Raw genomic sequence first — 25,464 nt, forward strand, 5'->3', positions numbered from 1 at the left:
TACGCAATCACGAGTATCCGGATATTCAGCGCAGATGATTCAAATCGTCACAGGTGTTACAAGTGATTAATCCTTAGCTTTTGAACTAGCCAAGGAAGTTAACCTTTCATTAACAAGCAACCGCGTGCAAAGCTGCGCCCAATCAATTCGCGGTTGCTGTGATTATTCATGATCCGGCGAATCAATTAGTGAAAGCTCAAAAGGAATATGCTATCTCGTTTGTCTATAGGGGGTGACCGCAAGGGGATGCGGCCGGCGCTGCCGCCGATGCCACAGCCGGAGCATGCGGTTCCTTGGCGATGCTGGTCACACAGGTGTGAAAGGGAAGCGCGATGATGGACGAACGACGCGATGTGGCCCTGGCCATCAAGTCCTGCCTGGACAGCCTGATGAGCGATGCGACCCGGTGCGATCTGGACGACCTGGCGCGCTTCATCAGCCTCGCCTCCCTCGCCGCCGAAGAGGCCGCCGTCGCCCACGACCCGCAGGCGGTCCGGCTGAAGGCGTTGATGGCCACCGGCGCCGGCCACTGCTGACCGGCAGTCCTTACCGGCCATTCCCAGGATAGAGCAGCCATCGGCGGAGTGGTGTCGGCGCACCGGTCATGAACTGGTCATGACAGGCGGAGTCGGATGGTCCTCCTCCTTACAGTATCTCGGCATTGCGGATGGCGTCGTCGATCCGGCCCAGCATCTCGGCGCAGGATTCGTCGCCATCCATCAGGTCGGGCAGCGCGAAACTGAACATGGCCACCGCGGCGACCGATCCCGCCGCATCGGCCCGCTCCGCCCCGACCAGCCACAAATAATGGGTCTCAGCCCGGCCATCCTCTTCCGTCCGCATCATCGCCTGGGCGATCACGGCTCCGTCCGCCCGGCTTTCCACCATCCGGTCGCCCGCCCGCTGGTCCTGTGGCCTGACGAAGCGCAGGGCCATTTCCTGCAAGGTGGCGGCGGTTCCGCCGGAGTCCGGCCGCGGCGTCACCCGGTCGGTCACCAGCCGCAGCACGCCGGCGGCCGGCGGCGGCGGCCGGAAGGTGCTGACCGCTTGGCCTTCATGCTCTTCCACGTCGACCGCCCAGCCGGCCGGCAGCCGGAACCGCACCGTATCGGCCCAGCCGATGTCGGAGCCCTGCGTGTTGCCCTGTGCGTTGGGTGAATAGGTATCGTCGGCCATCGCCCGCTCCCGAAAATCGCCGCGTGCCTCGCTATGGCACACCGGGGCCGGCACCATAGGCGGCACCCGTCCTGCCGCCAATACCCGATTGAACCGGTCGGGAACGTCCCCGGAACCGATGCAGGAACCGCTTATTCCGGAATCAGGAACTGTACACCCAGCCAACGCCAACGGCCCTCGGCAGCCGGGAGGGTGCAGTTGACGCGGGCACGGCCTGGCGGGAAGGGATCGCGGATGCGGACCTCCACCCGGTCCTCGGCGATGCGTTCCAGCGCAGTGCGGCCCTGGCCGGTGGCGAAACAGGCCAGCTTGGAGCTGTCGCCCACGCCATCGGCAATCGTGAAGCCCAGCGGTGGCGGATTGACGGTGACCAGCGGATCGTCGGGCGTCAGGTCCGACACCGGCAGCGGCAGCGCGTTGGCCGCCAGCTCGAACCGGTCGGCGCTGCCATAGGTTTCGTTCATGACGAAGCGCGGCAGGCTCCAGGGATCGGCCTGTGGGTGCAGGACGCCGGACTGCTGGCCGAAGGCGGCGGTGAAGCCTTGGTCGATCACCAGCTGCCGCACGGCCAGTGAATATTCACCTTGCGGGTAGGCGATGACCGCCGGGCGGCGTCCCAGTTCCGCCTGGAAGCGGTCTGACATCCGGCGCAGGTCGGCGGCCAACTGATCGGGGCTGCGCGCCAGCATCGACTGGGTGGAGGTGCCGAGCGCCCCGATGGTGACGCCGGCTGCCGCCAGCTGGCGTATTTCGCCCCAGGTCATGTGGGCGGGGGAGCCGCGATCCACCGGATCGGTGGCGACGAACAGGGTGAAGGGGAGGTTGGCCGCCTTCAGCCGCGGCCAGGCCTCGGTAAAGGCGGAGCGGCTGGCCTCGTCGATGGTGATCGCCACCGTGCGGTCGGGCAGCGGCTTGCCGGTGCGCAGGGCGTCGAGAATTTTCGGCAGAGGCAGGACGTTGTAATCCCCATCGGTCAGCTCGTCCAAATGGGCCTCGAACTGATCGATGCGGATGCTGATCGAAGGATTCTGGTCCTCGCCGAAGCGGTCATAGGCGAACACCACCGCGCTGGCGCCCGGCTGAGAGGCGGCTTCGGCGGCGGCGGGCCGGGACACCGGCACGAACACGGTCCAGACGGACAGTGCTGCGGCGGCGAGTACCGTGACGGCACGACGGAACGGCATGGCGCCCTTGCGGAAAAGGCTGATCGGGGCGACCTCCGCCCCAACGCAAATGGTGTGCCATAGTCTCCGTCCTGCGAACAAGCGCCGTCCGCCGCTTTCCTGCGGAGGGCAGCGATGCGGTGCGCGCGTGCAACAATGGACCGGCGCCGACAAGGCACAAGTCCAGATAGCGGGACGGGCACCATCCGCCGGAGGCCGGTCCTGCCCCTGGATAATCTGTTTTACATCAGCCGTCCGCCGGCCGCCGCGTCGGTCAGCAGCGGATAGCGCTCGGCGTTCGGCAGCTGATAGTGCCACCATTCCGACGGGTAATGCTCCCACCCGGCGCCGACCATCACGCCCAGCAGCAGGGCGCGGTTGCGCTGCTGTTCGGTGGTCAGGTCGCTGCGGCCATGGTGCGACCGCTCGGTCATCGCGTCGAACCCGGTGCCCATGTCAAGTGGCGTGCCCGTGCCGTCCACCAGCGTCAGGTCGATCGCCACACCGCGGGTGTGGTTGGAACCCAGGCGCGGGTCGGCGATGTAGGTGGGATCGGAAAATGCGTGCCAAAGCCTCCATTGCGCCTCAGCCGGGCGGAAGGCATCGTACACCCGCAGCCGGCAGCCGATGCCGCGGGCCAACCGGATGGCGTCGCCGAGCCGGCGGGCCGCATCCGGGTGCAGCAGGCACACCGCCGAGCGGTAGATCGGCGTGCCCGACAGATTGTCGGCGGTGGCGTAGAGAAGCTCCAGATCGATGTCGAAGGCCGGAGGCGTGATCTCGGTCAGCATGGAAAGGACAACCGTCGGCGTGTGGGGAAGACGAACGTCCTCTAGCATGGCCGCAACGCCATCTGCCATGGTCGCGGATTTGAGGAATGCTGATCTGCCATTTCCGTGGGGGCGGCTGCCCCCACCAGGACGATTCCGGCCGGGGTGGCGATCCATGACGGCCGGGTGTGCGTATCATGAAACGTCCGCCTGCGTGACGCAGCGGTAAGGAAGGTGTGGTGATGAAGGTTCTGGGTCTGGATACGGCCACATCCGGCTGTTCGGCCGCCTTGTGGGATGGCACGGCCGGTCAGGATGCCGGCCGGGATGCCAATTGGGAGAAGGGTGCGCGCGTGACCGTCCGGCGCAGCCCGCCGATGGCACGCGGGCAGGCCGAGGTGCTCGTGCCGCTGGCGCAGGAGGTGCTGGCCGAGGCCGGCGCCGGTTTCGCCGACCTTGACCGCATCGCCGTCACCGTCGGGCCCGGCGCCTTCACCGGGTTGCGCATCGCGCTGGCCGCCGCTCGCGGTATCGCCGTCGCCCAGGACCTGCCGGTGATCGGCATCACCAGCTTCGACGCCATCGCCCACGGTGTGCCCGAGGCCGAGCGTGACGGCCGCTTCCTGCTGGTTGCCGTCGACAGCCGGCGTACCGAGCCCTTCCTTCAACTCTACGACGCGGATCTTGTCTCCGTCGGCGAACCGGCGATGCCCGATCCGGCGGCGATCCCCGGCTGGCTCGACGGACTGTATCCCTCCGGACCGCTGCTCGTCGCCGGCGATGCGGCGGCGGCATTGGTCCCGTTGCTGTCCGGACGCGCCGATCTGGCCGTGGCGTCCGGTGACGGGCTGCCCGACGCCGCCGTGGTGGCGGCACTGGGCGCCGTCCGGCCTGCTGGCCTGCCGGCCGAACCCCTCTATCTCCGCCCGCCAGACGTCACCCTGCCGAAAAGCGCGGGAGCCAAGCCGCTACCGGGGGGAGCCGCGGCATGACTGTTGCCGCCATCCGTCTCCATCCCGCCGGTCCGTTGGAGGCCGGCGTGGTCGCGGCGCTGCAGCAGGCCTGCTTTCCCGACGATCCGTGGGACGAGGCGTCGGTCGCCACCCTGATGACCCCGCCGGCCGGCTTTGCGGTCATCGCGCTCGATGATCAGGACCAGCCGGTCGGCTTCGTGATGGCCCGCGTCGCGGCGGAGGACGCGGAAATCCTCGCCATCGGGGTGCTGCCGCAGGCCCGCCGCGGCGGGATCGGCCGTCTGCTGGTGGAGGCAGCAGTCGCCGGATCGAACGACCTGGGCGCGACTGCATTGTTTCTTGAAGTCGCCGAGGATAACCCGGCGGCATGGAGTCTATACAAGGCCAGTGGCTTTTTTTCCGTCGGTCGCCGCCCCGGATACTACAAACGACCGGACGGACGGGTCGCGGCGCTTGTTCTGCGCCGCAATCTTGACGAGGCATAGGGGTTAATTTTTCAGCACGATCAGACGGTGGACTCCAGTCGGCTCCTCCATTCGTTCGGGGTGGACAGACAGAATGCTGTGACCCAACTCGATCAAGGATCGTGGAACGTTTTCCAAGGGTTCACCGGCATTCAGCCGGACTTCGAGGGTCTGCCCGGCGTCCATCCGCTCCACCATCAACTTGGTCTTGACGAAGGTTAACGGACAAACCTGCGAGGTGATGTCGAGAAACAAGTCTGCGGAGATTTTTTCGGTCACCGATTCCTCTTTGCTCCAAAGGATGGATATTGCACGATGCAGAAAACCTCTTTATATGGTGAGGTACGAATGCCGCGGAGCAAGCTTACATGAGCAACGGGTCCCCTTCCAACGCGCTGTTGTCTCTGACCACGGAGATCGTGGCGGCGCATGTCTCCAACAATACAGTCGCACTGACCGATCTTCCGACCCTGATCGAGCAGGTCTACAAGTCGCTGGCCAACGTCGGCACCGAACCGGTGGTGGCGGAGGAGCGGCCGCAGCCTGCGGTGCCGATCAAGAAGTCTGTCACACCGGACTATATTGTGTGCCTGGAAGACGGCAAGAAGCTGAAGATGCTGAAGCGCCATCTCAAGACGGCGTACAATATGACTCCAGAAGAATACCGCGACCGCTGGGGCCTGCCGACCGACTACCCGATGGTCGCGCCGAACTATGCCCGCCAGCGCAGCTCGCTGGCCAAGCAGATCGGCCTGGGCACCCGCGCCCGCCGCGGCGCCTGAGGAATGGGGTTCCCGCAGGGCGGATTGGTGCCGTGACGGTGCCGCCGCCCGTTCCCGCGTTTTTCCTCTGCCGGCCCGTGTTCGTCGTGCCCTGCTTTCACCGTGGGTATCCAGCCACCAGGGTCATACGGATGCCGCCACACTCTCCGGCGCTCCGAAATCCGGAAATCAAAACTCGCGCATGCCGATCTGCTGCCGGCCCTACCGTCCGCTGACCGCACCTCGCGATGTCGGCTACGATGTCGGTTGACCGGCAACCGGCGGATCGTGTTATGCCTTGTGGTGCGCGCGACTCTGTCGTCCCGACCCGGCCGCCGGACTTGGCCGCCGTGACCCGGCGGTGGCAGGTGGGCGTGGCGCCCATACCATCGTCCCGAACCATCGCAGCGGACCGTCGACATGGCTGATGCAAGCTTGGACCAGCCGGGCCTGACCCGGACGAGCCCGGAGCGGCGCGAGGCGTCCGCACCCGATGCACCCGATGTGATTGGGTCCGGTGGCGAAAGGCTGGCGGACGGCATTCGCCTGGGCACGCTGGAGGTGCGGCTGGCCCGCTCCGCCGAGGAGATCGACTGGGCGCAGGCCCTGCGCTACCGCGTCTTCTATGAAGAGATGGCGGCGGTCCCTTCTCCGGCGATGCAGGCCCAGGGCCGCGATTTCGACGATTACGACGGCGTCGCCGACCATCTGCTGGTCATCGACCATGCCCGAGGCAACGGTCCCGACATGGTGGTCGGAACCTACCGCCTGATCCGCCGTCCTGCCGCCGAGAAGGTTGGCCGCTTCTATTCCAGCGACGAATACGACATCAGCCGCCTCGCCAGCTATCCCGGCGAGGTGCTGGAGCTGGGGCGGTCCTGCGTCGATGCCGGCTATCGGTCGCGCGGCAGCATGCAGCTGCTGTGGCAGGGCATCGCCGCCTATGTGTTCCAGCACGACATCGCCCTCATGTTCGGCTGTGCCAGCCTGCCCGGCACCGACCCGGATGCGCTGGCCGAGCCGCTGTCCTACCTCTACCACCACCATCTGGCCCCAACGGATCTGCGGGCGACGGCGCTGCCGGAACGCTTCGTCTCGCTGGACCGGATGCCGAAGGACCAGATCGATCCGCGGCGGGCGCTGAACATTCTTCCGCCGCTGATCAAGGGCTATCTGCGGCTGGGTGGTTTCATCGGCGACGGTGCCGTGATCGATCACCAGTTCAACACCACCGACGTCTGCATCGTGGTGAAGACCGATCTGATCACCGACAAATACGCCAAGCATTACGAACGTCGCAGCCGCGACAGCCAAGCCGGCTGAGACGGTCATGACCCGCACCGCCCGCGCCCTGGGCTCCTCCGGCCGCGGCGCCCTGCGCCTGACGCTCTATCTGCTGTGGACGCTGCTGCTGATCCCGCTGCAGGCCCTTGCGGTGGCCCGTGGCTGGCGGCTGCGCAGCACCCTGCCAGCGTTCTATCACCGGGTCTGCGCCCGTTTGATCGGGCTTGATGTGGTCGTGCGTGGCCAGCGGGTGGCCGACGGGCCGGTGCTGTTCGTCTCCAACCACTCCTCATACATGGACATCACGGTGCTGGGCTCGCGGATCCCCGGCTCGTTCATCGCCAAGTCGGAGGTCGGGTCCTGGCCCTTTTTCGGCCTGCTGGCCCGGCTTCAGCGTACGGTGTTCGTGGAGCGCAAGGCCCGCACTTCGGTCGACAAGCAGCGCGACGACATTGGCAGCCGTCTGGACTCCGGCGACAGCCTGATCCTGTTTCCGGAGGGGACATCCAGCGACGGCAACCGTACCCTGCCCTTCAAGACCGCCCTGTTCGCCGTCGCCGCGCGCCGCATCGACGGCCGCCCGCTGACGGTCCAGCCGGTCAGCGTCGCCGCCACGCGGCTGGACGGCATCCCGATGGGCTTCGCCTTCCGTCCCTTCTATGCCTGGTACGGCGACATGGATCTGGCGCCGCACCTGTGGCAGGCCTTCCGCCTGGGCGGCATGACGGTGGAGGTCGAGTTCCATCCCCCGGTGACCATCGACGGTTTCAGCAGTCGTAAGGCCTTGGCCGAGCATTGTCAGCGCGTGATCGCTGACGGCGTCGCCCGTGCAATTTCCGGCCGTCCCGCCGCTCCCGTCACGGTGCCGGAGGCCACATCGCCGGCCACCGTTCCCACCACTGCGAGTGCTTGATTCCGCTCTTGTATCCGCTGCGGCAGTCGCCTATAAACAGCGGGCGCGCGGGTGTAGCTCAATGGTAGAGCAGAAGCTTCCCAAGCTTACGACGAGGGTTCGATTCCCTTCACCCGCTCCAAACGCCATGTAGTTGCATGGCATCCGGCTTCTCGCCGAGGACCTCCCAAGAAAATCCGAAATTTGAAGGACGGGCGTTCGTGCCGATGGGCACGGCCGGCGGGTTCCAATGGCCGCTCTCTTTTGCGTTGACGGTTCGCCGATGGCGCAATTGCTTGAGAAGCCCTGATCTCTGAAGCTTGGCGGCATTGTCCGTCATCCAGAGGGAGGGAACCGCCCATGCCGCCGATCGAAAGAGCCCGCAGACTGAGCCGGTCCCTTCAGGCGCGCTTCCGCATCGACCTGTTCTCTGCTCTGGTGGAGCGCGAGTTTGAGCGGCGCCTTGCGGACGCTATCCTGGAGGCTGAACGCGAGGCCTACCAGCGCGGGCGTGAAGAGGCGCAGATGGGGCTGGCTGCCGGTGTGGTCAGTCCATCTCCGCGGCCGGAAGCGACGGTACGGCCGGACGCCCCGTCCATGACCATGTAAGGCCGGCGCGCTCTGCGCAGGCATAATGCCAGGGGCTCTGGTCGCCATGACCGGCCCAATGGGGGTCGCCGGCGCGGATCGGCCGTCCACAGGAACAGCACAGCGGTCCGTTGCGGACGGCACGTCCACCGTGGGCGCGCGATACGCCGGTCTTGGCCGACTTCGGCTTCGGTTCCCAGCCCAATGAGGCGGGATGCCGTCCATACTGCGCCATGATGGTTCCCCCAGTTCGCACAGATTGCGTACTCACAGATTGCGGATGATCCCCCGATCCCGGTCCGGCCCGCATCGTTGAAGACATGCCGATAAGAATGCCGCCGTGACGGGGCGAGAATGCCGTCCGACACCGCCGTTGCCAACGGCAAGGATGGACAGGTTCCAACCCGAAATCGCCTGGCTTCAGCCTGCCAAATCTTTCAAAGCCTTTTTCAGATGCAGAGCTGGTTCATTAAGAATTTACAATAATAACGGTAATGCTTACGTAATATGCGCCATTGAAACGCCGAAATTTCGGGAGTTTTCCGTCAATAGTCTTTCTATGTATTTTCGATTATATGGAATTTAACGAATAATTAATGAGTCTGGACTGGCATCCGCCATCTTTCATGCACTGCAGCATGCGCTTCATGCGAAAGCGTTTCATGACGGGATTTCCTCTCGATTATGTTTCGACCTTCACGGATCACTCCTTTACTCTTTCGCCGGTCGTTGCGGCCGGCATTGCCGGGCCGGTCCGCCACAGACCTGTCGCTGTCGGGTTGCTCCCGCCGGGAGATGGGAACATTCAGCCCCACGGCAGGGTTGTGGCAGCGTAAGGGACGCATGGGAGGACCTGCCGCCATGGAAAAGGATGAGATCGTCGATACCCTCAACGAGCTGATCCGCATCGTCGAGGACAGCCACGAAGGCTATCGGCAGGCCGCCGAATCCGCTGAGGACGAGGATTTGAAGGCGCTGTTCAACGATCTCGCCGCCCAGCGCGGCGCCATCGTGCGCGAGATCCAGCGGCTGGTCGCCGAACAGGGCGGCGCACCGGACATGGGCGGCACCATGCTGGGCGGGGCCCACCGCTTCTTCCTGGAACTGAAGTCGGCCGTGCTTGGCCATGACCGCGCCGCCATCATCACCGAGGTCGAACGTGGCGAGAGCGAATGCCTGCGCCGTTATGACGAGGCGATGGCGAAGGAGCTTCCCCTGCCCATCACCGCGGTGATCGCCCAGCATCTTGACCGCATCCGTGTCGACCGCGACCGCATGGCGGCCCTGCGTGGGGTGGTGGCATGATGGTGCGTCGCAGCATTGCGGGTGTGGAAAAGCGGGCGTAGGCTTTTTCCGGTGGCTGCAAGGAATTGGCACGGCCGAAAGGCTGTGGCGTGCAGTCCCTGCCGATCATCCGGTCCCAATGCCGGATGTCCACTCCATCTGGACATGGATTGATGAACAGCGACAAAGCGAAGAACGCAGACCCGGTTGGCAACGATCTGGTGACGAAGGGTGCTTTCGCCCTGTACCGCGCCGAGAACGCCCACCGTGTGTCCGAGTTCAAGAAGTCCCAGAATGCCGAGGCGGCGATCGCCGCCGATTTCGACGCCTACCGCACCCGTTATCTGCGGAAATTCAAGGATATCTTCGACAGCCTGTCCGAACAGGGCCTGACCGTCACCCGCGCGGTGTGACCGTCGTCGAGCCGGCGCCCGGTCCGGACAGCCGGTTCAGACATGGACCGGGCCGGCGCCTGCCTTCCTGATCCTGTCTTTTCCGATCCATCCTCCCTGCGGCAAGCCATCTGCGTCGGCGGATTGGAGGCGGATCCGGGTTTGAAACGAATGGGAAAGCCGCGGGGCCGCCGCTATACTGGGCGGCATGGCCCGTATGCTGTTCCTCCGCGACATCGATGCCGACGTGCAACTGCGCTGCCGCGCCTGCGGGCATGGCGGCGTTCTGCCCCGTGCCATGCTCGAGCGGCGCTTCGGCCCCAATTACCCCGTCCTGTCGATTGCGCCGCATTACCGTTGCTCGCGCTGCGACTCCCGCGACATCGAAAGCCGGCCGATCCTGGTCGTCCCGCAGGATGTTGTCCAAGCCCCCACGGCGGACGAACCGTCCTTCGATGCGCCGCTTGCTGCGCTGAACGGGCTGCTCGCCTCCTTGCGTGGTGACAGCGGTCCGGACAGGCGGACTGCGGACACCGAACTGCCTGTCCCTCCGCCCCCCCTTCCCCCCGATCCTGCACCAGTCCGTGGCAAGCCGGTGTCGGAGCTTCCGCTGTCCGATCTCGTCGCCGATGGTCCGGGAGATGGAAGGGCCGAACCCTTGTGGGAGCCGGTTTCGCTCGCCGACATGGCGGCCCGGCTTGGCAGCACCTCGCCGCCCGACGATTGGGACGATGAACCGTCCGTGGGCCCGTCGTCTTCAAGCGAGGCCAAGGCACCGGCCAATGACGAGCGGTCGGAACCCGTCCGCGTCGACGTCTCTGAAGACGGCGACCCCGAAGATGGCGATGACGAGACGCTGATGGCGATGCGCCGGCTTCTGGCGCAGGCCTACGGTTCAGACGATGAACCGGAGGACGGGCGGGAGGGCCTTGTGCCGAAGTCCTCCGCCGGACGCACGGCGAGCCTTGCCGATCATCGTCAGTCCGGGGGCGATTTCTCCGGTGACGAGCCTGTCCCAGGCCCCTGCCATGACGAGGAAGAACCGCCGGCATTCTCTCACAAGGTCCTGGTGCGCAGGGACTTTGAGGACGACTGGAGCGATGGCGACGGCGATACCGGCGCTGATCCCTGGCGGATGGACTCCGGGGATGACAATCCCGAGGATGGGTTTGACGATGGGGAGCCGGACGGCGATGAACCGTCGGAAGAAGAGATCCTGTCCTTCGCCATCCGCGACCCGGAAAAGCCCGCCCCTGCCCTCCGTTCGGCCAAGCCGGCGCCGTTGCCTCCTGCCGAACCGCTCGATTTCGATCAACATCGCGCCGAACGCCGTGCCCAACGCCCGCCCCCACCGCCGGAGGACGAGGAAGGCTTTGATCGCACCCTTGCCGCCTTGCGGTCGATGATCGAGGATGCGGCGAACGAGCCCGAGGAGGAGGATGCTCCCTTTCCGCCGCATAAGGCCGCGCGCAGTTCGGCGGCGAAGTCCGTGGACAAGCCTGCCCTTCGCGAGGAAGAAGCCGATGCGGCGCACGGCCGGAATGAGGATGAGTGGTCCTTGCCCGCCGGTTGGGGCGAGCCCGACCCGGCGCCGGCACCTGCCGCTCCCGAGCTAGCCTCTGAGCCGGATCCGGCACCTGCCGGGCGCCGCTCCGCCCAGGAACGCGAGATCGAGGAGGCGATGAAGGCCCTGCGCGGGCTGATCGAGGACGAGGCGCAGCCGGATCTCCCGGCGCCGCAACCTCCGCCACCCCAGCCGAAACCCCGCGCCGGCAAGGCGCGTCCGGGCCGTGGCGGCCCGGCTGCACCGGATGCCGGCCGGCCGCATGGCTTTCAGGCGCCGGATGCTTCGCCGTCAACCGACTTTCCGGATGAGGCCAAGCCCGGTAAGCCCCGCAGCGAGCCGACGCCGCTCAGCAAGACCATCGCCGCGCTGCGTGGCATGCTGGAACTGGACGGCCGTCGCAAGCGCTGACGGCCGGCCTTTCCAACCGCCCCCGCTCACCTGCGCAGACGCTTTTCCTGCATGATTTCCAGCTGCAGCTGCTGGATTTCGGTCAGCCGCTGCCACTGGCGCTGAATGAGATAATCCATCTTCTCGTGCAGGTGCCGGATTTCCAGTTCGGCCTTCAGGTTGACGCGATAGTCGTTTTCGGAGCGCAGCCGGTCTTTCGCCTCCTGCCGCTTCTGGCTCATCATGATGACCGGCGCCTGGATGGCGGCCAGACAGGACAGCAACAGATTCAACAGGATGAAGGGGTAGGGATCGAAGGCCTTGGCATCACCTTCGATGATGTTGATCAGCATCCACACGCCCAGGAAGAAGGCGAAGGAGATCAGGAAGGCCCAGCTGCCGCCGAAGCTGGCCAGTCCGTCCGACAGCCGTTCGCCCAGCGTGCGGTGGTCGTCGTATTCCTCCTCCGGGTTCTCGGCCAGCGTTTCGTGCCGGGCGAGGCTTTCGGCGACCTCGCGGTCCAGTTCGCTGAGTTCGCCATGCTCCTCCTTCAGCAACTCCGCGACATAGAGCGAGCGGTAGCGCGCCAGTTCCTGCCGGCTGATCTGCGCGTCCGGTTCCAGATGCGGGTGGTCGTGCCGGATGCGGTCGGCCAGGCTGGGGCGCAATGCATCCAGTGCGATCAGGTCGCGTTTCGGCCGGCGCTTGCCGCTGATTGCGCAGGGCTGGCGCTTTGATCCCAGAGTTCCGCCACTGTCCTCGTGATCGGCGGCATCATGCTCGCCAGCATCCTGCCCTGCAGCGTCCAGCTCGGTTGACGGGGAGGTCGGCTCCGCGGACTCGTCACCATCCTGCGGTGGAACCTGATGATCGCTCATGATGTCGCCCTCCCTGGCATACGCGCTCCGGCGCGGGCGACTTTATGCCCGATTATTTTGACAATCCGGTTAAATCACCGAAAGGTGCAGGCGGCAGGTAAGGAAGCGGTTGCACTACAAAGGCTGGAAACCATTACCGCCCCCCTGTATCGGCTGTTCAACGGCCGGTTTCAGATGAATTCCGGTTCATCTTCGCCCCGAATGGACAGGGCTGAACGGAAAAGGGGCCGCCTTGCGGCAGCCCCCTATCCTTACCTGCGAACCGTTCGGGCCGGTCAGCCGATACGCCAGACGTCCGGGATGCTCTCCAGCCGCTTCAGGACGGCGACGCGCTGCTGCTCGATCTCCTCGGGCAGGCGGTCGCCGAAGCGGTTGAACAGCTCCTCCTGGTCCTTGGCCTCGGCCTCGGCCTCCTTGCGGTCGATGTCCATGATCTTGGCGAACTTGTCGGCCGGGAAGTTCAGGCCGGACCAGTTCAGATCCTGGTAGCGCGGGGAATAGCCGAAGGGCGATTCCGCCACGTCGGTGGCGCGGCCGCGGACGCGGTCGACGATCCACTTCAGCACGCGCATGTTGTCACCGAAGCCCGGCCAGACGAACTTGCCGTTCTCGTCCTTGCGGAACCAGTTGACGCGGTAGATGCGCGGCAGGCTCTCGACCTTGCCTTCCATCGACAGCCAGTGGTTCCAGTAGTCGGCCATGTTGTAGCCGCAGAAGGGCAGCATGGCGAACGGGTCGCGGCGGATGGCGGCCTGGCCGACGGCGGCGGCGGTGGCCTCCGAGCCCATGGTCGCCGCCCAATAGACGCCCTCGCGCCAGTTGTAGGCCTCGAACACCAGCGGGAAGGTCTTCGACAGGCGGCCGCCGAAGATGAAGGCGCTGATCGGAACGCCGGCCGGATCCTCCCAGGCCGGGTCGATCGACGGGCACTGGGCGGCCGGCGCGGTGAAGCGGCTGTTCGGGTGGGCGGCGACGCGGCCGCAGCCCGGTGTCCAGTCCTTGCCCTGCCAGTCGATCAGGTGGGCCGGCGCCTCGTCGGTCAGGCCTTCCCACCAGACGTCGCCGTCGTCGGTCAGCGCGACGTTGGTGAAGATGACGTTGTGGTCCAGCGTCTTCAGCGCGTTCGGGTTCGATTTCACGCTGGTGCCGGGGGCGACGCCGAAGAAGCCGGCCTCCGGGTTGATGGCGCGCAGCGTGCCGTCGGGCTGCGGCTTGATCCAGGCGATGTCGTCACCGATGGTGCGGACCTTCCAGCCCTCGAACTCCTTCGGCGGGACCAGCATGGCGAAGTTGGTCTTGCCGCAGGCCGACGGGAAGGCGGCGCCGACATAGGTCTTCTCGCCGGCCGGGCTTTCCACGCCCAGGATCAGCATGTGCTCGGCCAGCCAGCCTTGCTCGCGGCCCATGGCGGACGCGATGCGCAGCGCGAAGCACTTCTTGCCCAGGAGCGCGTTGCCGCCATAGCCGGAGCCGTAGGAGACGATGCGGTGCTCCTCCGGGAAGTGGACGATGTACTTGTTGTCGGCGTTGCAGGGCCAGGCGACGTCCTGCTGGCCGGACTCCAGCGGGGCGCCGATGGAATGCAGGCAGGGGACGAAGTCGCCGTCGCCCAGGATGTCCAGCACCTTCTGGCCCATGCGGGTCATCAGGCGCATGTTGACCGCCACATAGGGGCTGTCGGAGATCTGCACGCCGATGTGCGCGATGTCGGAGCCCAGCGGACCCATGCTGAACGGCACCACATACATCGTGCGGCCGCGCATGCAGCCCTCGAACAGGCCGTCCAGCTTGGCCTTCATCTCGGCCGGGTCCATCCAGTTGTTGGTTGGACCGGCTTCCTCGCGCGTCTTCGAGCAGATGTAGGTGCTGTCCTCGACACGGGCGACGTCACCCGGATCGGAGCGGCAGAGGAAGGAGTTGCGGCGCTTGGCCTCGTTCAGGCGGATGAAGGTGCCGGCCTCGACCATCTCGTTGCAGAGACGGTCATATTCCTCCTGCGAGCCGTCGCACCAGTGAACGCGCTCCGGCTTGCATTTCAGGGCGATCTCCTCGACCCAGGCCAGGAGCTTCTTGTTCCGCGTCCGCGTGTTACCAGTCATATCGTCCCTCTCGAAGGCTGGGCCGGTCCCCTTGCGCCGGGGATGCCCCTCGCCGGGGGTGTCCCGCGGCCGGTCCGGCCGTTCTTTCGTCCGTTGTCGTGTCAGGTGGATGGCATCCGCCGCGTCAGCGGCGTGCCGGTCCGAACAGGCGGCCGGGCTGCAAACCCGCCGCGATGCGCAGCACCGGCAGGGTGCGGCGACGATACGGGGCAAAAGGCGGTCCTGAGGCGACAGGTCTGGGGGCCAATGGCCCGGACGGGAAACGGGTCGATCCGTTATGGTCCACTGAAGTGTTCTCCTGGTTGCGCGTGCCCGCGCGCCGCGTTCTTGTTTTTGGTGCGGCGCCCGGTGGTGTCGAAGCGACCTCTCGGCTGGTCGTTCAGGCTGACGGTTGACAGGCTGACGGTTGGCTTCTCGTCTCTCTCGTTTTTCGCTGACCGTTCTTCTTGATCTTCTTGATCTGTTTTTTTGTTTTTCCGCTCCGGGGGCTGTCAGGTGCCTCCGCCGCCGTCCGGCGGGGTTCCAGCCGTTTTTGTCCCGGATGTTTGTCCTCCGGGTTGTCCCGACCCGTCCGGCGGCCGGACCAGTGTGTCCAGCATCAGTTTAGCCGATTCGGTGTCGTGGATTCTCTGCTCAAAATCGACGCGGGCGACGTACCCCCCGCGTCGCAGGTCGCATCCCTCCGGGTCGATTCCGGTCAGGCTCCAGCTTTGTCCATCGCCATCCGAGGCGGGCCCCAGCCGGGGGCCGTACCCCTCGCCGTTCAGGCGGTCGAGCAGCGCCGCCTCGCCCGCCACCAGGGCGGGGGCCCGGGCGGGAAGATCCAGCTCTGCGGCGGACAGCCAGGTGATGCGGCCGAAGCCGGCGACCAGATGGGCGCGCTCCACCGCCACGCGGTAGATCGCGAAGTCGCCGAAGCCGGCATAGAAGGCGGCGTCGGGATGGCGGCGCAGGTAGCGCTCGCGGTGCCGGGGATCGTCCGAGCACTCCGCCCGGCCCAGTACGGACAGGCGGGCGCCGGTCAGCGGCTGCGCCAGTCCGGCGGTGCCGTCGAACAGCAGCCCGACCCGACCGTCGGCCAGCAGGTTGCGTGTATGGTCGGCAAGTGTGGAAAGCAGAAGCAGCGGGCTGCCGTCATGGTCGAACGCCACCAGCACCAGCGAGGGGTAAGGCCAGCCGGCGCCATCCGCCACCGCTGTGGCGCCTTCGTCGGCCGGCCGCTGCGCGGTCGCCAGCGCGGCACGGTCGCAGGCGCGCATCAGGCGCCGGGCATGCGAGGCCGGGCCTTTCCGGTCGATGCCCGGCGGCATCGCGTCCCCCTTGCCGTCCGGAATGGCTCCGGCCGGAGAGGACACGGGAAGGGCGTTCGAAAAACTCATTCCAAAACGAGTGCGTTCTCCCGCGCGGCACCGTTGTTCGGCGCCGCATTGCCGCCATATTGGACCATACAAATGCTGCGGGAAAAGAGAAAACTGCCGCTGGTACCTGGACTCTGGCATAAAGTATTGGAATGACCCCTCGTCCTATGCCTGATGTTTCCGCTAACATTTCCAGAGTGCGGCAACTCGACCGCTCCGACCTGTGCCTGCTTGTCCCTGCCCTGCTTCGATAGGATCTCTTACGACCATGGCCCATACCGTCGCCCTGGTGGATGACGACCGCAACATCCTGGCCTCGGTCTCCATCGCCCTGGAGGCTGAGGGATTCGACGTGCGTACCTACACCGATGGCGCCGAGGCGCTGCGCGGGTTGAGCCAGCGCCCGCCCGACCTTGCCGTGCTTGACATCAAGATGCCGCGCATGGACGGCATGGAGTTGCTGCAACGTCTGCGTCAGACCAGCCAGATGCCCGTCATCTTTCTGACCAGCAAGGACGACGAGCTGGACGAGTTGATGGGCCTGCGCATGGGCGCGGACGACTACATCAAGAAGCCCTTCTCGCAGCGCCTGCTGATCGAGCGCATCCGCGCGCTCTTGCGGCGTGAGGCGCTGCGCGGCGAGACTGCTGATGCCGCCGATCCCGGCCAGATCATCACCCGCGGACCGTTGCTGCTGGACGGCGCCCGCCATGCCTGCAGCTGGAAGGGCCAGCCGATCGATCTGACGGTGACCGAGTTCCTGCTGGTCCGTGCGCTGGCCCAACGGCCGGGTCATGTGAAGAACCGCGACCAGCTGATGGACGCGGCCTATGGCGAGCATGTCTATGTCGACGACCGCACCATCGACAGCCACATCAAGCGGCTGCGTAAGAAGTTCAAGGCCGTCGATCCCGATTTCTCGCAGATCGAAACCCTCTATGGCGTCGGCTACCGGTACAAGGAATAACGCGGTGTCCACACTGGGCCGGGGGGAAAGAAGCGGCGCGTGTCGCCGCTGACCCTGCGCATCCTGGCGGTGAACGTGCTGGCGCTGGCGCTGCTGATGGCCGGCCTGCTCTATCTCGGTCGTTACCAGGACCGGCTGATCCAGGCGGAAACCGAAGCGCTGGCGACGGAGGCGCGCATCTTCGCCTCGGCACTCGGTGAAGGGGCGGTGAACCGCATCCTGACCACCCCCTCCCCCACCGGCGATGAAAGCGGCGAACGGTTCGAGCTGGCGCCCGAACTGGCCCGGCCGATGATCCGCCGGCTTGCGGAGGCGACGGCGACCCGCACCCGCCTTTACGACATTGACGGACATATGCTGTCCGACAGCCGCGTGCTGGTGGGCTCGCAGGGCCGCATCGAAATCCGCGAGCTGCCCACCCCGCCGTCGGGCGATCCGGTCAGCCGCGCGATCAACGATCTCTATACCCGCCTGATCGACGTGGTTCCCAGCCGCGAAGGGCTGCCGGTCTACCGTGAGCGGCCGGGCCAGTCCAATCCCGACGTGGAGCGCGCGCTCAGCGGCGAGACGGCCGCCACCGTCTGGCGTGTCGACGGCGCCGGCGGCGATCCGGAACTGCTGCTGACCGTGGCGGTGCCGGTCCAGCGCTACCGCGAGGTGCTGGGCGCGGTGCTGCTGACCCGCGGCGGCGGCGAGATCGACCGCGCCATCCGCTCCGTCCGTTTCGACATCCTGCGGGTGTTCGCCGTGGCGCTGCTGGTGACGGTCGGGTTGTCCTTCTATCTGGCCGGCACCATAGCCCGGCCGATCCGTCGGCTGGCCCAGGCCGCCGACCGGCTGCGCACCAGCCATGGGCGCCATGCCGGCATCCCCGACCTGACCCGCCGCGGCGATGAGATCGGCGAGCTGTCCGGCGTTCTGCGCGAGATGACCGATGCGCTGTGGACGCGGATGGATGCCATCGAACGCTTCGCCGCCGACGTCGCGCATGAGATCAAGAACCCGCTGACCTCGCTGCGCAGCGCGGTGGAAACGGCGGGCCGCGTCAGCGATCCGCGCCATCGCGACCGGCTGATGGCGATCATCGCCGACGACGTGCAGCGGCTGGACCGGCTGATCAGCGACATCTCCAACGCCTCCCGCCTGGACGCCGAGCTGTCGCGGGCCGAGCCGGAACCGGTGGACATCGGGCTGCTGCTGACCATGCTGGCCGAACTGCGCCAGACGGTTGCCGCAACCATGGACGAACGGGTGGCGGCCGGCGAAGGGGATGGCACCGATGGCGAGGCCCTGCCCCAGCCGCCCCGCGTCGTGGTGGACGTGCCGGCCGGCGAGCGGCTGGTGGTGCCGGGGTTGGAGGGACGCCTGACCCAGGTGTTCCAGAACCTGATCGACAACGCCCTGTCCTTCTCGCCGCCCGGCGGCACGGTGCGGCTGACCGCCCGGCGCAGCGGCCGCAGCGTCAGGGTGGTCGTGTCCGACCAGGGGCCGGGCATCCCCGACGGCAAGGAGGAGGCGATTTTCGACCGCTTCTATACCGAACGCCCGGCGGGTGAGAAGTTCGGGACCCATTCCGGTCTCGGCCTTTCGATCGCCAAGCAGATAGTCAGTGCGCACAATGGTTCAGTATTTGCGAAAAACCGTCAGGTATCGGACGGGACCATCGAGGGCGCCGACTTCGTGGTGACTCTGCCTTTGTTGTGAGAGACTCTGCGGAATTTCATACATCCTTCTCACTCTCAGCTAGACAAGCCGTGTCCAAGCATCGATCATGGCCTTGGTCGTTCTCGCTTGTCGGCTGCTGTGGCAAAAGGATCATATAGGTCCGGTTGTTTGTCCTTGCGTCGCACGGCAACGGGAGGGTGGCCGTACCCCGGAACAAAGATGTGGGGTTGCCATGCCTGAGTCCGTTCCGCCCGACTCCTCCGTGCATATCCTGTCTCCGGCTGCCCGCCGGCCGCCCGCCATCAGCCCGGCTTCGGGTGACGTCGTCGATCTGCGCCGCTACCGTCTGGCCCGCCTGATCCGCGACGCCGGCAGGCAGCAGGGGGAACTGGCAAGGTTGATGCGGGAATCCGCGCAGGAGCGGACCCAGTTGGCCGAGGCGCTCCAGGGGGCGCAGCGCCACCTTGCCAGCATTGCCGACAACTACAAGGTCCTGCTGGTCCGGCTGAAGCGGGAAAAGGACTTCCGCGACGCCTGCCAGGAGGCGGCGGAACTGGAGGATCTGGACGAGATGATCCGGCGCCGCGACGCGCTTGCCCTGGAGCTGGAGGCGATCCGCCGTACCCAGCGCGGCGCCGCCGGCGCCTGAGGTCAGCGCTGCCGTTATCCGCGCCGAAAGAACGGTCGGAAGCGGATGGGGGATCCCGGACAGGTTTCCCCGCCTGACCCTGTGGGACACCGTTCCGTTTCCATTGACAGAACCAGCGCCACGTCTCACCTTCGCCAGACTATGGTGACGATTCACGGCACCTGCGTCTTGCTCTCCGGAATCGGCGTGCTGCTGCGTGGGGAGTCCGGACGGGGAAAATCGGATTTGGCCTTGCGACTGATCGACAGCGGCGCCCTGCTGGTCGCGGATGACCGGGTGGCGCTGCATTGCGAATCCGGTCGCCTGACCGCTTCTCCCCCACCCACCCTGGCCGGGTTGCTGGAGGTGCGGGGAGTCGGCATCCTTCCCGTTCCGTCCGCCGGGTCCGCGCAGGTCGGGCTCGTCGTCGATCTGCTTGCGCGTGACGAGGTTGACCGCCTGCCGGAGGCGGAGACCGAAACGCTGATAGGGGTCACCCTGCCCCGTCTGGGCCTGCACGCCTTCGATGCTTCCACCCCCGCCAAGATCCGCCTTGCCGCCGGCAGCCTGTGCGGCGGTCGGCTGGCCCGGGTGCCCGCCAGCCTGTCGGCCCTATCATGAAACCTCCCGACTCCTTGCCGTCCGACCTGCCGTCGGACCCTGCCAATCCCGCCGCCCGCGGGCGCATCGTGCTGGTGACCGGCATGTCGGGGGCGGGCATGTCGGTGGCGCTGAAGGCGCTGGAGGATCTGGGGTACGAGGCGGTGGACAATCTGCGCCTGTCGCTGGTCCCCGCCCTGATCCGGCAGGCCGACCCGAAACGCCGGCCGCTGGCCCTGGTGATCGACAGCCGCACCCGCGATTTTTCCGCGCAGAACTTCCTGGACGAACTGGAGCAGTTGCGGCGCGACGGCGAACTGGACGTCAGCCTGGTCTTTCTGGAGTGCGGCGACGAGGTCCTGCAACGCCGCTTCACCGAGACGCGGCGCCGTCACCCGCTGGCGGAGGACCGCACCGTCCCCGACGGCATCCAGCGCGAACGCGCCCTTCTCTTCCCGCTGAAGGAGGAAGCCGACGTCACCATCGACACCACGCAACTGTCCATTCACGATTTGCGGCGCATCCTGTCCGGGCATTTCCGGCGTGACGCCCAGGCAGCCCTGCAGGTGTTCGTGACCTCCTTCTCCTTCCGTCAGGGTCTTCCGCGCGAAGCCGATCTGGTCTTCGACGTGCGCTTCCTGACCAACCCGCATTACGACCCGGAGCTTCGGCCGCTGACCGGCCTGAACCCGGCCGTCGCCGCGCGGGTTGAAAGCGATGCCGATTTCCCTGCCTTCTTCCAGAATCTGACGGAGCTGCTGCGCCCGCTGCTGCCGCGCTACAACCAGGAAGGCAAGAGCTACCTGACCATCGCCATCGGCTGCACCGGCGGCAAGCACCGGTCGGTCTTCATTGCCGAACGGCTGGCGGCGTGGCTGAAGGAGCAGGGGCTGCGGGTCAATCTGAGCCACCGCGAGCTGGAGCGGCTTGGGCTGCGCACCGCCGGGGGCGGCCCGGCCAATAACCAGCAGACCACCAATCAGACCAACCAGCAGGCCAACCATCAGGGATGATGCAAATTGCGCCTTGACGACCATGCGTCCAACCAACGATCCAGATGCGATGAGCGCAGCTGCCCCGCGGCGGCGGCCCTCGTGCAGGTCTCCGGGGAGGACCCAACCTTGAAGGATGTCCCATGATCGGTATGGTTCTTGTCACCCACGGGCGGCTGGCCGAGGAATTCATCGCGGCGCTGTTCCACGTGGTGGGCGAACAGCAGCAGGTGCGCGCCGTGTGCATCGGCCCGGACGACGACATGGAACAGCGCCGCCAGGACATCCTGAACTCGGTGGCGGAGGTCGACGACGGGTCGGGTGTCGTGGTGCTGACCGACATGTTCGGCGGCACGCCGTCCAACCTCGCCATCTCCATCATGGACAAGGCGAAGGTGGAGGTGATCGCCGGCGTCAACCTGCCGATGCTGATCAAGCTCGCCAGCGTGCGCAAGACGGAGCCGCTGGACAAGTCGGTGATCGCCGCCCGCGACGCCGGGCAGAAATACATCAACGTCGCCTCCACCCTCCTGTCGGACTGACCGCCCGCGATGAGCCACCCCGACGACACGGCATCCGCTGACGGCGAAATCCGCCGCACCGCCACCATCACCAACCAGCGCGGCCTGCACGCCCGCGCCTCGGCCAAATTCGTCAAGCTGGTCGCCACCTTCAATGCCGAGATCTCGGTGCGCCGCGGTGAATCCGTGGTGTCCGGCGAGTCGATCATGGGGCTGATGATGCTGGCAGCCGGTCCTGGCACCACGGTGGAGCTGCGCGCCAGCGGCGCCCAGGCCGATGCCGCGATGGACGCCCTCCTGGATCTGATCAACCGCAAGTTCGATGAAGAGTGACCTGCCCCCCGCCGTTCCGGCCGCCATCCCCGCCGGTGGCCCGGTGACCGGCCCCGACCGCGGCGGCTCCGGCGGCACGCCGTCTTCCGAGCCGGTGAGCGGTTCGGCCAGCGGCTCTGGGCGCGCCCTGCGCGGCTTGGGCGTATCGCCCGGCATCGCCATCGGTCCGGCCCATGTGGTGGAGAGCGGCGCCGTCGCCATCCCCGAATATGCCATCGCTCCCGACGCGGTCGAGGCCGAGGTTGCCCGCTTCAACGAGGCGGCCGCCAAGGCGCGCCGCCAGATCAAGAAGCTGAAGAGCAAGGCTCTGGTCCTGCCCGACTCGGCGTCGGAGGAGATCGGCTTCCTGCTCGATGCCCATCTGTCGATGGTCACCAACTCGCGCCTGACCCGCGGGGTGGAACATCGGATCAAGCAGGACCGCATCAACGCCGAGGCCGCCATCCAGGCGGAGATCGCCGCAATCGCCGCCACCTTCGCCGGCATGGACGACGCCTATCTCGCCGGCCGCATCGACGACATCCGCGAGGTCGGGCGGCGGCTGACCCGCAACCTGATGAAGCAGGAATACCGGGCCTTCAGCAGCCTGTCTCCCGGCAGCATCATCCTGGCTGAGGAGCTGACCCCGGCCGATACCGCCCTGCTTGATCCCACCGTCGTCGGCGGCTTCGCCACCGTGTTGGGCGGGGCGGAAGGGCACACGGCCATCCTGGCCCGATCGCTCGGCCTGCCGGCGGTGCTGGGCGCTCCCGGCCTGCTGGCCGGGGTGCGCAACGGGGTGACGGTGATCGTCGACGGCCTCCAGGGCCGCGTGCTGATCGATCCACCGGCCGAGGTGCTGGCCGACTACAGCGAACGCCGTGCCGCCCGTGAACGCGAGCGCCAGGGGTTGAAGAGCCTGCGCAAGCTGCCTGCCGTGACCCGCGACGGCACCGCCGTGACGCTGATGGCGAACCTGGAGCTGCCGCGCGACCTCGACCATGCGCTGGAACATGGCGCCCAGGGCATCGGCCTGCTGCGTACCGAGTTCATGTTCATGAACCGCGACCATCTGCCCGACGAGGACGAGCAGTATGGTGTGCTGCGCACCATGATCGAGGGGATGGGCGGCCGCACCGTCACCGCCCGCACCATGGATCTGGGTGGCGAGAAGCTGGCCGGCTGGATGGCCGGGCGCTATGGCGAGCCTGCCAACCCGGCGCTCGGCCTGCGCGCCATCCGCCTCGGCCTGCGCGAACCGAAACTGCTGGAGACGCAGCTCGCCGCGATGCTGCGCGCCGGTGCCCACGGACCGCTGCGCATCCTGCTGCCGATGATCGCTTCGGTCGTCGAGGTTCAGAAGGTGCGGGAGATGATGGGGCAGGTCGCCCGCCGCCTGCGCCGCCGCGGCGTCGCCATCGCCGATCCGCTGCCGCCGGTGGGCGTGATGGTGGAGGTGCCTGGTGCTGCGCTGGCCGCCGACGCGCTGGCCTATGCCGCCGACTTCTTCTCCATCGGCACCAACGACCTGACCCAGTACACGCTGGCCATCGACCGCGCCGACGAGCAGGTCGCGACGCTGTACGATCCGCTGCATCCGGCGGTTTTGCGGCTGATCCAGTTCACAGTGGAGGCCGCCCTGCGCGCCCGCATCCCGGTGTCGGTCTGCGGCGAGATTGCCGGCGACCCGCGCTATACGGCGCTGCTGATGGGGCTGGGCGTGCGCGAGCTGTCGATGGCACCGCTGTCGGTTCCGGCGGTCAAGAAGCGCATCCGTTCGCTCGACCTGATGGAGGCGGGCAAGCGCGCCCGCGTCATCATGGACCAGAGCGACAGCGGCCGCATCGCCGCGCTGCTGGACGACTTCAACGCCACCCTGTGACGCCCCTCCGGAGGTGTCAGCGGTGGGAGAGGGGCGAAAGCCCCTCTCCTATGGAGCCTTCCGTCCCGCCATATGCCCAAGATAGGCGATGACGCGATCGAGGTCGGCATCGCTCAGCATCGCCGGATCGAAGCCGGGCATCTGCTGGTTGGGCCATGTCCGGACGGAGCGCGGATCCCGGACCAGCTTCTTCAGTCCGGCGGGTGTGAGATAGTCTGTCGGGTTCATCGGCCGGTTCAGGTCCGGGCCCATTGCGGCGCTGCCGGCGCCGTTCAGGGTGTGGCAGGCCATGCATTGGGTGATGAACACCGCCTGTCCGGCGCGGATGGGCGAGTCGGCGGCAAGCCCCTGATCGACCGCCAGTTGCGGCCAGCGGCGCAGCGGATCGTCGGAACTGACGATGCGGGCCAACTGGTAGGGCCATTGTTCGCTGCGCACCCCCGACGCCTCCGGCCGCACCCAGACCAGATAGAAGGGACCGGCGGACATCTCCTTGCCCGGCAGGTTGGGCCAGGGCCGGTCGGCCGGCTCCACCGCCAGGAAGGCGACCGCGCCGTCGGGACCGGTGCGCAGGCACAGCTCCGGCGGCAACTGCGCGGTGAAGCCGTCCGACGCCACCCCCTCCAGCACGGCACCGGGCGGAAAGGCACCAGTGCCGAGCAGACTGGCAAGCGGCACGGCGCGGTAGCTCATTGGCCGGCCGTAGGACACGTCGGCGGGAATGTCGACGGTCACCACGTCCGGCCGGGCCAGCAGGGTGTCACGGTCGAACACCCGCTCCGCCCCGGCGACGGCGATCGTCAGCACCGGTCCGCCGGCCAGCGCCGGATGCAGCGGCAAGGCGGTGAGCAGCAGAGACAAGGCGGCAAGCAGGCGTCCTGCCATGCGTGCGATTGACGGCTTCTTCATTCCAGGTCGTCCTCCCCTTCGTCCTCATTCCACCAGTCGTCGTCCCCAAAATCGTCATCGGCGGGGCCGGAGCGTTGCCGGGTGCTGCTGGCCGCCTCGCGCTCAAGCCGTTCGATCTGTTCGGGATGGGTGATCTCGATCATGGGGCCATTGCGCAGCGTGATCCAGCCCCGCACGCGCACCCGCCGCCCCTCGTAGGACAACGGGTCGATGCCGGCGCGGGTGACCTCGCGCATCGCCGCGCGGCCGATATGGACGGTGACGTCGCTGTGCCAGTCGGCGCCGAAATCCAGCCAGGTCTCGCCGCCGCTCTTGGACACCGCCAGCACCACGCCCTCCACCAGCTGATAGCTGTCACGGTCGCGGAAAAGCTCGTCCGGGTCAGCGGCGTCGCGCACGGCATAGACCCGGCTGCGCCACAGCCCGCGCCCGGCGTTGCGCGCGGCCTCCTCGCCGGCCAGCAGCTCCGCCGCATAGGCGCGCGCGTCGGGCCGGGTGTGGACCCGCGCCAGCCCGCGTACCAGCAGCGCCGATTGCAGCCACAGCCCATCCTCCCGCACCAGATGGGCGAGCAGCCGGCCGTGGCGATCGACCGGCGCCGGCCCATGCAGGACGACACGGCGACCCAGCGCCAGATCGGCCAGCGCCGCGGTCGCCGCCTCCGCCAGCGGCCAGACGCGCCCGTCGGCGGGATTGGCGTAGCGCGGCGGTTTGGCCGCTTCTATCCCGGCCAGCCGGACCCGGCGGCCGTCCTCCAGTTCCAGCGTGTCGCCGTCCAGAACGGCGCTGACCCGCAGCCCATCCGCCGAAGCGGCACCGGTCAGCGACAGCCCGGCCAGCAGCAGGCAAACCAGCAACAGGGCTGGCAAGCGCACAAGCGGGAGCGTGACAAGTCGCATGGGGAGCGCGGTCCTTGCGGAACATCCGCCGCCGGGCGGGGTTTTGACCGGT

27 protein-coding genes and 1 tRNA gene are annotated in these 25,464 nt (G+C 67.0%); 19 read left to right on the forward strand and 9 right to left on the reverse strand.

Features of this window, described 5'->3' with window-relative positions; translation table 11 throughout:
- Window positions 1-332 precede the first annotated feature (332 nt).
- The gene (locus tag E6C72_RS04645) at window positions 333-536 is read left to right on the forward strand and encodes a hypothetical protein (protein ID WP_109084865.1); all 204 of its coding nucleotides are present in this window, start codon (window positions 333-335) and stop codon (window positions 534-536) included.
- A gap of 109 nt (window positions 537-645) precedes the next feature.
- On the opposite strand, the gene E6C72_RS04650 is transcribed toward E6C72_RS04645, so the two are convergent.
- From E6C72_RS04650 to ddpX, 3 genes are all read right to left on the reverse strand, one after another.
- On the reverse strand, window positions 646-1,176 hold the full coding sequence (locus E6C72_RS04650; RefSeq protein WP_109084864.1) for a hypothetical protein: 531 nt from the start codon (window positions 1,174-1,176) through the stop codon (window positions 646-648).
- 131 nt (window positions 1,177-1,307) lie between these two features.
- Window positions 1,308-2,360, reverse strand: a complete 1,053-nt coding sequence (locus tag E6C72_RS04655; RefSeq protein WP_109084863.1) for a polysaccharide deacetylase family protein — start codon at window positions 2,358-2,360, stop codon at window positions 1,308-1,310.
- A gap of 221 nt (window positions 2,361-2,581) precedes the next feature.
- Window positions 2,582-3,130: a D-alanyl-D-alanine dipeptidase gene (gene ddpX, locus E6C72_RS04660; RefSeq protein WP_109084862.1), complete on the reverse strand. Its 549-nt coding sequence runs from the start codon at window positions 3,128-3,130 to the stop codon at window positions 2,582-2,584.
- A gap of 221 nt (window positions 3,131-3,351) precedes the next feature.
- Between ddpX and tsaB the strand changes: the two genes are divergently transcribed.
- Both tsaB and E6C72_RS04670 read left to right on the forward strand, forming a co-directional pair.
- A complete protein-coding gene (gene tsaB, locus E6C72_RS04665) occupies window positions 3,352-4,101 on the forward strand; it encodes a tRNA (adenosine(37)-N6)-threonylcarbamoyltransferase complex dimerization subunit type 1 TsaB (protein WP_109084861.1) in 750 nt (249 codons plus the stop codon).
- A complete protein-coding gene (locus tag E6C72_RS04670; RefSeq protein ID WP_109084860.1) occupies window positions 4,098-4,568 on the forward strand; it encodes an N-acetyltransferase in 471 nt (156 codons plus the stop codon). The genes tsaB and E6C72_RS04670 overlap by 4 nt, the downstream gene beginning before the upstream one ends.
- A 3-nt stretch (window positions 4,569-4,571) precedes the next feature.
- Here E6C72_RS04670 and E6C72_RS04675 read toward each other — a convergent pair whose 3' ends face one another.
- The gene (locus tag E6C72_RS04675) at window positions 4,572-4,826 is read right to left on the reverse strand and encodes a sulfurtransferase TusA family protein (protein ID WP_109084859.1); all 255 of its coding nucleotides are present in this window, start codon (window positions 4,824-4,826) and stop codon (window positions 4,572-4,574) included.
- A gap of 89 nt (window positions 4,827-4,915) precedes the next feature.
- On the opposite strand from E6C72_RS04675, the gene E6C72_RS04680 reads away from it, so the two are divergent.
- The 8 genes from E6C72_RS04680 (at window position 4,916) to E6C72_RS04715 (ending at window position 11,723) form a co-directional block, all read left to right on the forward strand.
- A complete protein-coding gene (locus tag E6C72_RS04680) occupies window positions 4,916-5,329 on the forward strand; it encodes a MucR family transcriptional regulator (RefSeq protein ID WP_109084858.1) in 414 nt (137 codons plus the stop codon).
- 399 nt (window positions 5,330-5,728) lie between these two features.
- Window positions 5,729-6,631 carry a GNAT family N-acetyltransferase gene (locus E6C72_RS04685; RefSeq protein ID WP_109084857.1) on the forward strand — a complete coding sequence of 301 codons (903 nt, stop codon included), beginning with the start codon at window positions 5,729-5,731 and terminating at the stop codon, window positions 6,629-6,631.
- A gap of 7 nt (window positions 6,632-6,638) precedes the next feature.
- Window positions 6,639-7,505, forward strand: coding sequence for a 1-acyl-sn-glycerol-3-phosphate acyltransferase (locus E6C72_RS04690; protein ID WP_109084856.1), 867 nt, complete (start codon window positions 6,639-6,641; stop codon window positions 7,503-7,505).
- A gap of 47 nt (window positions 7,506-7,552) precedes the next feature.
- Window positions 7,553-7,626: transfer RNA gene (locus E6C72_RS04695), tRNA-Gly, on the forward strand.
- Between the two features lie 218 nt (window positions 7,627-7,844).
- Entirely contained in the window at window positions 7,845-8,093 is a 249-nt protein-coding gene (locus E6C72_RS04700; RefSeq protein ID WP_109084855.1) for a hypothetical protein, read from the forward strand.
- 840 nt (window positions 8,094-8,933) lie between these two features.
- Window positions 8,934-9,377 (forward strand): PA2169 family four-helix-bundle protein, encoded by a 444-nt coding sequence (locus tag E6C72_RS04705; protein WP_042690549.1) that lies wholly within the window; start codon window positions 8,934-8,936, stop codon window positions 9,375-9,377.
- Window positions 9,378-9,529: 152 nt separating this feature from the next.
- Window positions 9,530-9,769 (forward strand): hypothetical protein, encoded by a 240-nt coding sequence (locus E6C72_RS04710; RefSeq protein WP_109084854.1) that lies wholly within the window; start codon window positions 9,530-9,532, stop codon window positions 9,767-9,769.
- Window positions 9,770-9,965: 196 nt separating this feature from the next.
- Window positions 9,966-11,723: a hypothetical protein gene (locus tag E6C72_RS04715; RefSeq protein ID WP_136700654.1), complete on the forward strand. Its 1,758-nt coding sequence runs from the start codon at window positions 9,966-9,968 to the stop codon at window positions 11,721-11,723.
- A 26-nt stretch (window positions 11,724-11,749) separates the two neighbouring features.
- Here the strand turns inward: E6C72_RS04715 and E6C72_RS04720 are convergent, their stop codons facing one another.
- From E6C72_RS04720 to E6C72_RS04730, 3 genes are all read right to left on the reverse strand, one after another.
- On the reverse strand, window positions 11,750-12,580 hold the full coding sequence (locus E6C72_RS04720) for a DUF1003 domain-containing protein (protein WP_109084852.1): 831 nt from the start codon (window positions 12,578-12,580) through the stop codon (window positions 11,750-11,752).
- Window positions 12,581-12,855: 275 nt separating this feature from the next.
- Window positions 12,856-14,679: a phosphoenolpyruvate carboxykinase (GTP) gene (locus E6C72_RS04725; protein ID WP_109084851.1), complete on the reverse strand. Its 1,824-nt coding sequence runs from the start codon at window positions 14,677-14,679 to the stop codon at window positions 12,856-12,858.
- Window positions 14,680-15,170: 491 nt separating this feature from the next.
- Window positions 15,171-16,034: a HugZ family protein gene (locus E6C72_RS04730; protein ID WP_371298429.1), complete on the reverse strand. Its 864-nt coding sequence runs from the start codon at window positions 16,032-16,034 to the stop codon at window positions 15,171-15,173.
- Window positions 16,035-16,305: 271 nt separating this feature from the next.
- Between E6C72_RS04730 and E6C72_RS04735 the strand changes: the two genes are divergently transcribed.
- The 8 genes from E6C72_RS04735 (at window position 16,306) to ptsP (ending at window position 23,604) form a co-directional block, all read left to right on the forward strand.
- Window positions 16,306-17,004: a response regulator transcription factor gene (locus E6C72_RS04735; RefSeq protein WP_109084849.1), complete on the forward strand. Its 699-nt coding sequence runs from the start codon at window positions 16,306-16,308 to the stop codon at window positions 17,002-17,004.
- Window positions 17,005-17,043: 39 nt separating this feature from the next.
- Window positions 17,044-18,708, forward strand: coding sequence for a stimulus-sensing domain-containing protein (locus tag E6C72_RS04740; RefSeq protein WP_136700656.1), 1,665 nt, complete (start codon window positions 17,044-17,046; stop codon window positions 18,706-18,708).
- A gap of 193 nt (window positions 18,709-18,901) precedes the next feature.
- Window positions 18,902-19,318, forward strand: a complete 417-nt coding sequence (locus E6C72_RS04745; RefSeq protein WP_109084847.1) for a hypothetical protein — start codon at window positions 18,902-18,904, stop codon at window positions 19,316-19,318.
- A gap of 141 nt (window positions 19,319-19,459) precedes the next feature.
- Window positions 19,460-19,918, forward strand: coding sequence for an HPr kinase/phosphorylase (locus E6C72_RS04750; protein WP_109084846.1), 459 nt, complete (start codon window positions 19,460-19,462; stop codon window positions 19,916-19,918).
- Window positions 19,915-20,910, forward strand: coding sequence for an RNase adapter RapZ (rapZ, locus tag E6C72_RS04755; RefSeq protein WP_247875565.1), 996 nt, complete (start codon window positions 19,915-19,917; stop codon window positions 20,908-20,910). Before E6C72_RS04750 ends, rapZ begins: the two co-directional genes overlap by 4 nt.
- A 122-nt stretch (window positions 20,911-21,032) precedes the next feature.
- A complete protein-coding gene (locus tag E6C72_RS04760) occupies window positions 21,033-21,431 on the forward strand; it encodes a PTS sugar transporter subunit IIA (protein ID WP_042690507.1) in 399 nt (132 codons plus the stop codon).
- A 9-nt stretch (window positions 21,432-21,440) separates the two neighbouring features.
- Window positions 21,441-21,743: an HPr family phosphocarrier protein gene (locus E6C72_RS04765; RefSeq protein WP_109084845.1), complete on the forward strand. Its 303-nt coding sequence runs from the start codon at window positions 21,441-21,443 to the stop codon at window positions 21,741-21,743.
- Window positions 21,733-23,604 carry a phosphoenolpyruvate--protein phosphotransferase gene (gene ptsP / locus E6C72_RS04770; RefSeq protein WP_109084844.1) on the forward strand — a complete coding sequence of 624 codons (1,872 nt, stop codon included), beginning with the start codon at window positions 21,733-21,735 and terminating at the stop codon, window positions 23,602-23,604. Before E6C72_RS04765 ends, ptsP begins: the two co-directional genes overlap by 11 nt.
- 48 nt (window positions 23,605-23,652) lie before the next feature.
- Here the strand turns inward: ptsP and E6C72_RS04775 are convergent, their stop codons facing one another.
- Complete coding sequence (locus E6C72_RS04775) at window positions 23,653-24,513, reverse strand: cytochrome c (RefSeq protein ID WP_109084843.1); 861 nt, start codon at window positions 24,511-24,513, stop codon at window positions 23,653-23,655.
- Window positions 24,510-25,412: a thermonuclease family protein gene (locus E6C72_RS04780; protein ID WP_247875563.1), complete on the reverse strand. Its 903-nt coding sequence runs from the start codon at window positions 25,410-25,412 to the stop codon at window positions 24,510-24,512. The genes E6C72_RS04775 and E6C72_RS04780 overlap by 4 nt, the downstream gene beginning before the upstream one ends.
- Between the last annotated feature and the right edge of the window lie 52 nt (window positions 25,413-25,464).

The sequence above is a fragment of the Azospirillum sp. TSH100 genome (assembly GCF_004923295.1).
GTDB lineage: Bacteria > Pseudomonadota > Alphaproteobacteria > Azospirillales > Azospirillaceae > Azospirillum.

Coding starts and splice junctions, on each gene's coding strand:
- E6C72_RS04750 (WP_109084846.1), top strand. CDS start 19,460: ATGGTGACGATTCACGGCACCTGCGTCTTGCTCTCCGGAATCGGCGTG.
- E6C72_RS04645 (WP_109084865.1), top strand. CDS start 333: ATGATGGACGAACGACGCGATGTGGCCCTGGCCATCAAGTCCTGCCTG.
- E6C72_RS04780 (WP_247875563.1), bottom strand. CDS start 25,412: ATGCGACTTGTCACGCTCCCGCTTGTGCGCTTGCCAGCCCTGTTGCTG.
- E6C72_RS04725 (WP_109084851.1), bottom strand. CDS start 14,679: ATGACTGGTAACACGCGGACGCGGAACAAGAAGCTCCTGGCCTGGGTC.
- E6C72_RS04690 (WP_109084856.1), top strand. CDS start 6,639: ATGACCCGCACCGCCCGCGCCCTGGGCTCCTCCGGCCGCGGCGCCCTG.
- tsaB (WP_109084861.1), top strand. CDS start 3,352: ATGAAGGTTCTGGGTCTGGATACGGCCACATCCGGCTGTTCGGCCGCC.
- E6C72_RS04680 (WP_109084858.1), top strand. CDS start 4,916: ATGAGCAACGGGTCCCCTTCCAACGCGCTGTTGTCTCTGACCACGGAG.
- ddpX (WP_109084862.1), bottom strand. CDS start 3,130: ATGCTGACCGAGATCACGCCTCCGGCCTTCGACATCGATCTGGAGCTT.
- E6C72_RS04765 (WP_109084845.1), top strand. CDS start 21,441: ATGAGCCACCCCGACGACACGGCATCCGCTGACGGCGAAATCCGCCGC.
- E6C72_RS04745 (WP_109084847.1), top strand. CDS start 18,902: ATGCCTGAGTCCGTTCCGCCCGACTCCTCCGTGCATATCCTGTCTCCG.
- E6C72_RS04720 (WP_109084852.1), bottom strand. CDS start 12,580: ATGAGCGATCATCAGGTTCCACCGCAGGATGGTGACGAGTCCGCGGAG.
- E6C72_RS04775 (WP_109084843.1), bottom strand. CDS start 24,513: ATGAAGAAGCCGTCAATCGCACGCATGGCAGGACGCCTGCTTGCCGCC.
- E6C72_RS04710 (WP_109084854.1), top strand. CDS start 9,530: ATGAACAGCGACAAAGCGAAGAACGCAGACCCGGTTGGCAACGATCTG.
- E6C72_RS04655 (WP_109084863.1), bottom strand. CDS start 2,360: ATGCCGTTCCGTCGTGCCGTCACGGTACTCGCCGCCGCAGCACTGTCC.
- E6C72_RS04735 (WP_109084849.1), top strand. CDS start 16,306: ATGGCCCATACCGTCGCCCTGGTGGATGACGACCGCAACATCCTGGCC.
- E6C72_RS04760 (WP_042690507.1), top strand. CDS start 21,033: ATGATCGGTATGGTTCTTGTCACCCACGGGCGGCTGGCCGAGGAATTC.
- E6C72_RS04670 (WP_109084860.1), top strand. CDS start 4,098: ATGACTGTTGCCGCCATCCGTCTCCATCCCGCCGGTCCGTTGGAGGCC.
- E6C72_RS04650 (WP_109084864.1), bottom strand. CDS start 1,176: ATGGCCGACGATACCTATTCACCCAACGCACAGGGCAACACGCAGGGC.
- E6C72_RS04705 (WP_042690549.1), top strand. CDS start 8,934: ATGGAAAAGGATGAGATCGTCGATACCCTCAACGAGCTGATCCGCATC.
- E6C72_RS04685 (WP_109084857.1), top strand. CDS start 5,729: ATGGCTGATGCAAGCTTGGACCAGCCGGGCCTGACCCGGACGAGCCCG.
- rapZ (WP_247875565.1), top strand. CDS start 19,915: ATGAAACCTCCCGACTCCTTGCCGTCCGACCTGCCGTCGGACCCTGCC.
- ptsP (WP_109084844.1), top strand. CDS start 21,733: ATGAAGAGTGACCTGCCCCCCGCCGTTCCGGCCGCCATCCCCGCCGGT.
- E6C72_RS04715 (WP_136700654.1), top strand. CDS start 9,966: ATGCTGTTCCTCCGCGACATCGATGCCGACGTGCAACTGCGCTGCCGC.
- E6C72_RS04700 (WP_109084855.1), top strand. CDS start 7,845: ATGCCGCCGATCGAAAGAGCCCGCAGACTGAGCCGGTCCCTTCAGGCG.